The 2,456-nt window shown below is 49.7% G+C and carries 3 protein-coding genes; 1 reads left to right on the top strand and 2 read right to left on the bottom strand.

All coding sequences use genetic code 11. The annotated features are described in order from the left end of the window. Together C5S62_RS00500 and C5S62_RS00495 are read right to left on the bottom strand one after the other, a co-directional pair. The coding region (locus tag C5S62_RS00500; protein WP_133159435.1) for a GNAT family N-acetyltransferase at positions 1-534 on the bottom strand (534 nt) is incomplete at its 3' end. A gap of 60 nt (positions 535-594) precedes the next feature. Further along, positions 595-1,422 (bottom strand): glycerol acyltransferase, encoded by an 828-nt coding sequence (locus tag C5S62_RS00495; RefSeq protein ID WP_104403597.1) that lies wholly within the window; start codon positions 1,420-1,422, stop codon positions 595-597. 791 nt (positions 1,423-2,213) lie between these two features. Here C5S62_RS00495 and C5S62_RS00490 point away from each other — a divergent pair. Beyond that, positions 2,214-2,456 (top strand): TolC family protein (locus C5S62_RS00490; RefSeq protein WP_223301076.1); only part of this gene is annotated, 243 nt, incomplete at its 3' end.

The raw sequence follows: 2,456 nt of genomic DNA, 5'->3' as shown, positions 1-2,456 counted from the left end.
GTATTTCAGTTCCGGAATGACGACAGTAAGTGCTCCCAAGCCGTCCCACAGGTTGTCGAGGGCGAAGAGTCCTTTGCTGAGCTTGCGGGTGTTCTGGTATTCGAGCGTGACAAAAGAGCGGCCCAGTTCCACTGTCTCGCGGATGTATTCGCGGATGAATTTTTCGGAGAAGCGGAACATGTGTCCTGTAGCCAGCCGGGGTTGTCCGTCGGTTCCGAACTCCATTTCCGAACCGGGTAGGAAACGGTAGCCTCCGAGTATTTGCTCGTCTTCGGGCGACCATACGATCAGTTGGTAGTAAGGATGTTTGCAAGTGTCGAATTCGTCAAGGTCGAGTGCCAGTCCTGTGCCGCCACCGGCTGCCCGGAAAGCTATTTCGCGCAGGCGGCCAATTTCGCGTACCACGTTGGGGGCCTGCTGATAGGTTACGATGTAGATGTCGTTGTTGCTTTTGTTGGTGGAACGCAGGCGGCGTTCGGGAGTCAGTTCGGCTTTCAGCAGTTCGCGACTGACGGGTTGTATGATTTCTTCCATAAACCGGTGTTGGAAATTCTTTTTCATCGTTGCCGTGCCCGTCTCGGGTTCCGGCGTGTTTTACAATTCGTATACTTTATTCTGAATGTAGGCAGCCCATTGGGCGGGTGTTTGGGACTTGTCGAAAGTTTTCCAGGGAATGGGGCGGCCTATTTTAACGGTAAAGGTTTTGTTGCGGTTGCGGAACATTTCGTCCACGAGGAAAAGCATGGCGATGTTGAACTTTACGCCCAGTATTTTGCTGAGGTTGGCCAGCCGGTAAAACCTGGCGGAGTTGTGTCCGCCGAAGTGTATGGGAACGATGTCGCGTTGTGTTTCGATACTTTTGGTAATGAATGTCTTGGCCCATGGCAGGTCGCGTATCACGCCCTTCTGTTTGCGCGAGCACAGTCCGGCAGGAAACATGATGATGTGGTTGTCGCTGCGGAAACCGGCTTCGACCATGGCCGGGAAGCGGCGGCTCTGTGCGCCCACCTTGTTGATGGGGATGCAGAGGGGAGCCAGTCCGTGAAGGTTCATCAGGAGATCGTTTACCAGATACTTCACCCGGCCGTTGTAGTGTCCTCCGAGCAGGGCGCCGAGCGCCACGCCGTCCTGTCCTCCCAGGGGGTGGTTGCTTACGAAGGTGTAGAGGCGGCCGTTGTCGGCCGGCGGCAGATTTTCGATGCCCTTCACGTCGAGTCTCATGCCCAGAAAGTCCACGCAGTCGTTGAGCCAGGGCACACCTTGTTTATCGCCTTCCCGTTCCAGAAAGACATTTATTTCGTTCTGATGGATGATGCGTTTGAGCCATGCCACCACGAAGCGCGGCACGCGTCCGGCTTTTCGTCCGGCTTTGTTGCGGAGCACTTCGTCTATGTCAATCTTGAAGATTTTGTTTTCGTTCATGATGGTGCAAATACGCTGCAAAAATACTAAATATATTTTGGTCTTTTAGAATTTGCACATAAGTTTTTACGCATATCTCCTTGCTTTGCCTCCGCAAACTATTGTCTGAGCAACGGGGATATTTCGTTTTACGGAGACTTTTCCGCATGTGTTTTAGGGCGGCCTGTGTGCCTTTCTCTTATTTAACGTTATTAAATACATGTTCGCGTGTTTTAGGGGATTTTGTATTTTAACATTTCTTGCTTTCGGATGAAAAATGGGTTATATTTGCAGTAGCAAAGAGGGCGGTCCTGTCAGGATTGCCCTCTTTACTGTTATTTTCGATGGATGGCGAGCGAAAAATGGTGGTATTTTTTCGGAGACTCCCCGTATTGCAATTTTAATTTTGAGTATTCGTGTTAAAAATCCAATACAGGTTGTTTGAATTTCAGTATGCGGCCTTTGGTTGACGGCTTCTGAAAGGTTAGCGGAAGTTAAATGTGTTAAAACGGCATTGGCCGCAGGGCGCGCGCGATTGGTGAATAACGGTTAAAGGGAAGCCGTATTTTCTGTTGAAAATATCTTTTCTTTGTTGTGCGTCTTGTCTGATGTAAAGTGTGTTGTTGAGTTCAACATTTTGTTTTATAGAATGTTATAAATAATCCTGTTCTTGCTGGTTCTTTACACTGATGTACGGGCGAATTGTTCCTTTTTTCGGAGGCCTTCCGGCCTGTTACAGATAAAAATGTATCTTTGCAGCCACAACCGGAGCGGATTGTATTTCCGGAAAATCACCAAAAGAAAGAAAAAACATGAAACGCTTATTTTTTGTCATTACATTGATGGTCTCGGCCATGATGGGACAGGCTGCTGCCCGACAGTTGCCGCTCGACAGTTGCCGTGCGCTGGCGCTTCGCAATAATAAGGCTTTGGCCATGGAACGTTCGGCGGTTCAAAAGGCTTATTACGACCGCAAGGCGGCTCATACGAATTATCTGCCCAAGGTGTCGGCCATGGGCGGCTATATGCGTACGGGTGCTGAAATAGCCTTGTTG

Source organism: Prevotella sp. MGM2, assembly GCF_002933955.1.
Lineage (GTDB): Bacteria > Bacteroidota > Bacteroidia > Bacteroidales > Bacteroidaceae > Alloprevotella.
Note: the sequence above shows the minus strand (reverse complement) of the source record. Positions and strands in the feature narration are given on the sequence as shown.